The sequence below is a fragment of the Acinetobacter seohaensis genome (assembly GCF_056431365.1).
Map to the genome: position 1 here is coordinate 98,380 of NZ_JBWKMK010000021.1, position 6,792 is coordinate 105,171.

A 6,792-nucleotide genomic window follows, 5' to 3' on the forward strand; every position below is an offset into this window, starting at 1 on the left:
GCAAAATACTAGACAAGATTAATCTAAAAACTCAGTCATGAATGCCAATACTTCTGCGGTTTTTTCGGCATGCAACCAATGCCCTGCATGAGCGACTGTTTCAACTTTTGCGTGAGGAAACTGTGCTTGAATAGCGGCATAATGCTCAGGTAACTCAATATAAGGTGAATTACCGCCACGAATAAACAAAGTATTGACATCACTATGCACTGTCTGCCATGACAAAATTTCGGCATAATGTTCATGTAGCGCATTTAAGTTAAATAACCATTGCCCTTTGCTAAATGACTTCATCAAAAATTGCACAACCATTTCTTCTTGAAGATGCTCACGCATAATTTCCATTGCCGCTTGGCGACTTTCAACTTGTGCATCTTGCACAGCAAACAAGGCTGTAAAAATTTGATCGTGACGATTTTCAGGATAAGCAAAAGGACAAATATCCAATAAAACCAATTGCTGTAAACGCCCAGCAGCCAGAGGAGCTAAAGTCATTGCAACTTTACCGCCCATTGAATGCCCAACCACAGAAAACTGTTCGATATTCAAGCTGTTCAACGTTTCTAAAACATCTTGTGCCATTGCTGCATAATTCATGTCATCACAATGCGCAGACTTACCATGATTGCGCACATCTAATTGAATTACGGTGCGCTGTTCTTGAAATGCACGTGCGAGCATGCCTAAATTACTCAAACTACCAAATAAACCATGAATAAAAACCAAAGATGGCAACGTAGATTCAGGCTGATTTTGCGTGATTTGATAATTTAATAACATAAAATAGACTCTAAACTTGAATACAAATGATTAATCTATTTAATGAGTTTTGAGTTTATAAATCAAATTTTATATGTGCTTTTTATCGTGAAACTTATAATATTGCTTAGGCTATTTGTATAAACCTAAGCAATAACATACAAGATGAACTTTTCTTAAAATTTTATTTAAAATAATTCAAAGGCAACTTCAAATAACGAATGCCGTTGGCCTCAGGTTGTGGGAACTTACCTGCGTCCATATTGATTTGAATTGATGGCAGAATCAATTTAGGCATCGTTAAAGTAGCATCACGCTGAGTTCTCATCTCAATAAATTCAGCTTTGCTTACCCCTGTATGAATATGAATATTCTGCTCTTTTTGAGTTTTGAGCAGTGTTTCATGTTCATATTGTTCACGTGATTCTGGTAGATAATCATGGCATAAGAACACTCGTGTTTCTTCAGGCAATGCGTATAGCGTTTGCACAGAATCGTACAACTGCCCTGCACTGCCTTTCGGGAAATCACAACGTGCCGTACCATAATCAGGCATAAACAAAGTATCACCTACAAATACAGCATCACCGATCACATAGCTTAAACAAGCAGGCGTATGCCCCGGCGTAGGGATGTTATAGGCTTGTAATTCACCAATCGTAAAAGTTTCATGATCGTCAAACAGATAATCAAATGATTGATGTGAATTGAAATACTTGATATCCAAGTTATAGATAGCACTAAATGTTTCTTGCACAATCGAAATTTTATGGCTCATGGCAATTTTACCACCCAACTGCTCTTTTAAATATTGAGAAGCTGTCAGGTGATCGGCATGCACATGCGTTTCTAAAATCCATTCAACCGTTAATTCATTTTTTTGGATGTAAGCAATGATTTCATCGGCATGAATTGTTGAAGTAGTCGCAGATGCAGGGTCATAATCCAACACGCTGTCAATAATGGCACATTGACGCGTTACAGGATCACTTACCACATAACTGAATGTATTAGTATTTTCATCAAAAAAATGCTGAATATCTGCGTGCATCTTATGCTCCTGCAACCTTACGATGAATGAGAATCCCCACCAACATTGCAACAATGAAATAGATTGCTTGATAATAACCTAAACCAATCAAGGTTAGACTTGGCGCTGGACAAATTCCTGCAACGCCCCAACCGATACCAAAAATAAAACTACCTGTGATCAGTTTAGAGTCAATTTGAGTTTGTTTAGGCAAATCAATTGGTTCATTTAAAATGGTTTTTGGTTCAGCTTGGCGCATAATTCTTTGGAATGGAATAAAGGCAACCGCAATTGCACCCATCATAACAAATGCCAGACTTGCATCCCATGTACCGAAAAGATCGAGGAAGTTTAAAACTTTTTCAGGATTCGACATACCAGAAAGAATCAATCCAGCTGAAAAAATACCACCGAAAACAAAGGCTAAGAAATTTTTCATTTAGAATGCTCCTGTGATATGGCGGATAACATAAACGGTAATAAAGCCAGCTAACATAAAGGTAGCTGTTGCTGCAATGGAGCGCTTAGATAAACGACTCATGCCACAAATACCATGTCCACTGGTACAACCCGAACCCAAACGAGTACCGAAACCAACCAACAATCCCGCCACAATCATCATCAATGGGCTTGCATTCAATTCAACTTTAGGTTGAGCCACGATGCCATAGAAAAAAGGCACAATGAAAATACCTAACACAAACCACAATGCAGGCGTTTTGAACAGCGTTTGCGGATTTAATACTTGAGCCAGTAAACCACTAATGCCTGCGATACGACCATGAACATATAAATAGCCCACGACTGCAAGACCAAGCAATCCACCACCGATTAATGCCAGCAGATAATCATGCATTTTGAACACCCAAAACAATATATGTTTTTATAATATATTATTGTAATTATTATTCAACTATTCTCTTGTAAGTTTTGTAAACTTCATCTGACTATTCGTCTATGTTTGCGATGTGAGAGAGATTTCGCAAGTTTTTGGCTGATATTAAGTCATAAGGCAGAAAATTTAGTCATTCTAAATGACTGCCTCATAACGTAATAAAGATATATCAAAATAGACAGCAACGACAAAAGTTGAGGGCATTAGACTCATTTGTGAGCAAGCGCAATAAGTTCTTTTTTATGCCGACGAATTACACGTTTAGCAGCATCTAACATAATGCGATTGGTAGTCTCATCATCACCAAAGTCAATAGGTTTAGCTGGACACATTGGACGAGCTTTTCGATCTTCGATTGTGTAGTCTTTAAGACGCTTACCCATACTGCACCTCTCAGAATTTCTTGACTTTCACTAATATAACATAAAATTTAGTTTGTTAAAAAATCATCAATACGAGTTTTTAATTACCCTATTTATTGCTTAATTTGGACGCCATTCAATGTAAATTGCAACATATCATGCATCTACGATATCTACAAAATTAGCATTTAAAACTTTTGCCAAATCGCTTGGTGTTAAACCAATATCTAATCCACGCTTCCCTCCACTCACATACATAGTTGCAAGCTGTTGAGCGGATGCATCAATCACTGTTTTCAGTTGTTTCTTCTGCCCAATTGGACTAATGCCCCCAACCAAATAACCTGTCAAACGCTCAGCATCTTTAGGATCAGCCATGTGTACTTTTTTACACTGAAAAGCAGCCGCAACTTTTTTAAGATTTAATTGGTAATGGACAGGTAAAATCGCCACAAAATAATGCTTATCATCACTGACCAATAAAGTTTTAAATACTTCTGTGACATCTAAGCCTAACTTCTCCGCAGCTTCTAAACCAAAACTTTTAGCATTATGATCATGTTCATATTCATGCATAGAAAATTGAATTTTCTTGGCTTTTAAAAGTTTAGCTGCTGGAGTCATTGAAAAAATACTGTAAAAAATGATGTTAAAATTATACGCTTAATCAAGATTAAAAGTTAATTTGCTTAGGCTATTTTTAAATATAAAAGTAACTATCGAAAAAATAGCCTAAAATCATTAACTTGGTTTACGTGAATTTTCAACCAACACGTTAGCTAAGCGCTGTGCATGCGCAATCACGCGATCCAACCAACGTTGTGCCGCCAACAACTCTAAACCTGTCGCAGCATTGAGCTGATTCACGGCAATATATTGCAGCACTTTTTCACGGTTTTCGGCACGTTGATCTTCTGTCCATTTTTTCAAATTAGATAATTCGGTATTTAGACTTAGTACATGTTTATGCACATCAAAATCATCCATTTCTTTTAGATGTTCATCAAGAATTTGTACAAAATCTAAGCCAACTTGATAAATTGCAGGTTGGGTGCGTATTTCTTTTGCTAAAGTAATATTTTCCAAATCACTTCGTAAAACACGTAAATACACCATCAAACGAAGCATCGCCATTAAACGCTGTTGATCGGCTTCATTTTCTGAAATCGACATTTCTTCCAAATAGCGTTGGACTTGAATGAGTACTTCATCTAGCTGTAATAAACGTACTTTTGAAGGTAATCTTCCCTCTTGGATAGCCAGTTTTAGCATCACCAAAACGTCATACAAACTATGATAAATCACCTTTGATGCAGCATGAATAGCCAAGGCGGGCACAGATAAACTCGCTTGATCGAGATAACATAAAACCGATTGAGTTTGATCTGGGATAATTTTCATAATCAGTTTTTCGAACTGACGGATAAAAGGCAAAATAATCAAAGTACCAGAAATACTGAATGCTGTATGAAATGCAGCAACAATCACCACATTGTCCCATGTTGCCATAAGACGTTGATTTTGTGTTAGCTCAAGAAATAACGGTTTTAAAATAATAAAAGCAAAAATGGCTGAAATGATGTTAAAAATCACATGAACCGCTGCAGTACGTTTGGCATTTGCAGTTGAACCAATTGCAGCAATAATGGTTGTCGCCACCGTACCAATATTCTGTCCAATCACCAAACCTAAAGCCTGTTGCAAATCAATCGCACCACTGGCCAATGCTGCTAAGGTCGCGGTAATTGCAGCACTTGAAGATTGCAACAGAATGGTCATGATAATACCGACCAAAACCAAACTGAGTTGCGCAATCAAAGATCTACTTGAAAATACTGATAAATCGACACGTTCAGCAAAACCTGACATGGCAACTTGCAACATATCAATGCCAAGGAAAATCAGACTAAAACCTGCCAATGTCATTCCAAATAATGCAACTCGCCCCTGACTAAATAATTTGAGCATTGCACCCAAACCCAGCAAAGGTAATGCAAAACTGGTGATGGAAAATTTAACACCTAAAAATGCCACCATCCAACCCGTACTGGTTGTGCCAATATTCGCACCAATAATGACACCAATTGCCTGAGCAAAAGTAAGAATCCCCGCACTAACAAAACCAATCGTGGCTAAAGTTGTTGCCGTAGAAGACTGTACAATTAAAGTTAAACCGATGCCTGAAAGCACAGCTTTAATGGGTGAACCTGTGAACTTAGACAACCAAATACGCAAGGTTTCCCCTGCCATATCTTTTAAGCTGTCCGTCATCATGGTCATACCAATCAAAAATAGGCCAATACCACCACATAATTGTACAAAGACTTCTAACACACTTACTCCCTGTGCAATAAGCAATTTTCAAAGTGCTAAAAAGCCGATATTGTACGTACTTTTATCTTAAAATTGCAGTTTATTTGTTCTATTCCAATAGTTTATATTAAATAAAAAACTTGTCATCAATTTGACATATTATTAAAACCTAAGGATAGATCAGACTCCATTGGTTTATCCAATCATTCGATAAAACAAAACGAAACCTCTGTATTATGCTGACACGATACAATTCAAATCTTCAGTTCACTTGACTGAACCAATCGCTCACCTCAAAATCAGTATATATACTCACATACGCCAAAATGACAGATATAGTTTTAATATGATTTTTAATGCATTTAGAAAATATCCATCTATAAAAATATTCAGTATTGGTTGTACTGTTTTAACGTTAGCAGCCTGCTCTCCACTAGGAGGTGGCTCTCTTGCAAAACGCTCAGCTAAACTTTCTACAGGGATCCAAAAGGCTTATGCTGTGCATCCTGATACAGCAAATCGTGTAGCACCAATCATTGTACAAAGTGCAGAACAACATAATGTTGATCCTCTGCTTGTCGCTGCAGTTATTAGACAAGAATCGAATTATCGTGCCTATGCTGTTTCACCTTCAGGTGCAGTTGGGTTCACACAAATTATTCCACGTTATTGGCAGCAGACTTGTCCTGGCGATTTATTCCATGAACATACCAATATCAACTGTGGTACATTTATTTTAAATCATTATAAAAATCAGTCGGGTAAATGGCCTAAAGCTTTGGCCTATTACAATGTGGGACCTACTGGCTACAATAGTAATCGAAAAATGAAAAAGCAAGGTAAACGCTACGCGAAACAAGTCAAACAGCACCAAAAAAACTTAAAAGATGCACTTTAATTTTGACTTACTAGCTTAATAAAGTAGCCAATACCCGTTGAATTAAAGCCATCCTCAGATGGTTTTATTATCCTTTCTTTTTCTACTTTTCTTCTTAATATTTTCTTTTCCACATAAAAAAACACCCCCAACGCTAGTTGAGGGTGTTTGAATAATGAGCTGGCGATGACTTACTCTCACATGGGTAACCCCACACTACCATCAGCGCGAAGAGGTTTCACTTCTGAGTTCGGGAAGGGATCAGGTGGTTCACTCTTGCTATGGTCGCCAGCACAACTGTTATGGACTTGTTCGGGTCTTAGTTACTCTGCTTTTGCATGTAATGCCTTACTTTGTTCCAAATGAGTTATTAACAGGTTGGGCTGTATTGGGTCTGAATTTTATTGTTTAGCGTTAACTAAATCAAGGTCAGTCTGAATTGACTGATTGGATTTGAATCGATTGAGCATACAACCCCAACTGTTTGGGTGTTGTATAGTCAAGCCTCACGAGCAATTAGTATTGGTCAGCTTCACATATCGCTATGCTTCCACAT

8 protein-coding genes and 1 rRNA gene are annotated in these 6,792 nt (G+C 37.5%); 1 reads left to right on the forward strand and 8 read right to left on the reverse strand.

Going from position 1 to position 6,792, the window contains the following annotated elements:
* Positions 1 to 18 precede the first annotated feature (18 nt).
* From AC07E5_RS03410 to AC07E5_RS03440, 7 genes are all read right to left on the reverse strand, one after another.
* Positions 19 to 780 carry an alpha/beta fold hydrolase gene (locus AC07E5_RS03410; RefSeq protein ID WP_104851942.1) on the reverse strand — a complete coding sequence of 254 codons (762 nt, stop codon included), beginning with the start codon at positions 778 to 780 and terminating at the stop codon, positions 19 to 21.
* Between the two features lie 163 nt (positions 781 to 943).
* Positions 944 to 1,810, reverse strand: a complete 867-nt coding sequence (locus AC07E5_RS03415) for an MBL fold metallo-hydrolase (RefSeq protein WP_004973849.1) — start codon at positions 1,808 to 1,810, stop codon at positions 944 to 946.
* A gap of 1 nt (position 1,811) precedes the next feature.
* Positions 1,812 to 2,228: a DUF6691 family protein gene (locus AC07E5_RS03420; RefSeq protein WP_004973852.1), complete on the reverse strand. Its 417-nt coding sequence runs from the start codon at positions 2,226 to 2,228 to the stop codon at positions 1,812 to 1,814.
* Positions 2,229 to 2,645 (reverse strand): YeeE/YedE family protein, encoded by a 417-nt coding sequence (locus AC07E5_RS03425; RefSeq protein ID WP_004973854.1) that lies wholly within the window; start codon positions 2,643 to 2,645, stop codon positions 2,229 to 2,231.
* Positions 2,646 to 2,893: 248 nt separating this feature from the next.
* A complete protein-coding gene (locus tag AC07E5_RS03430) occupies positions 2,894 to 3,067 on the reverse strand; it encodes a hypothetical protein (RefSeq protein WP_004973856.1) in 174 nt (57 codons plus the stop codon).
* A gap of 135 nt (positions 3,068 to 3,202) precedes the next feature.
* Positions 3,203 to 3,670, reverse strand: coding sequence for a Cys-tRNA(Pro) deacylase (gene ybaK / locus AC07E5_RS03435; protein ID WP_004973860.1), 468 nt, complete (start codon positions 3,668 to 3,670; stop codon positions 3,203 to 3,205).
* A gap of 117 nt (positions 3,671 to 3,787) precedes the next feature.
* Positions 3,788 to 5,380 carry a Na/Pi cotransporter family protein gene (locus AC07E5_RS03440; protein WP_104851940.1) on the reverse strand — a complete coding sequence of 531 codons (1,593 nt, stop codon included), beginning with the start codon at positions 5,378 to 5,380 and terminating at the stop codon, positions 3,788 to 3,790.
* A 325-nt stretch (positions 5,381 to 5,705) separates the two neighbouring features.
* On the opposite strand from AC07E5_RS03440, the gene AC07E5_RS03445 reads away from it, so the two are divergent.
* The gene (locus tag AC07E5_RS03445) at positions 5,706 to 6,257 is read left to right on the forward strand and encodes a lytic transglycosylase domain-containing protein (protein WP_004973862.1); all 552 of its coding nucleotides are present in this window, start codon (positions 5,706 to 5,708) and stop codon (positions 6,255 to 6,257) included.
* Positions 6,258 to 6,414: 157 nt separating this feature from the next.
* Here AC07E5_RS03445 and rrf read toward each other — a convergent pair.
* A 5S ribosomal RNA gene (rrf, locus tag AC07E5_RS03450) occupies positions 6,415 to 6,529 on the reverse strand.
* Positions 6,530 to 6,792: the final 263 nt, after the last annotated feature.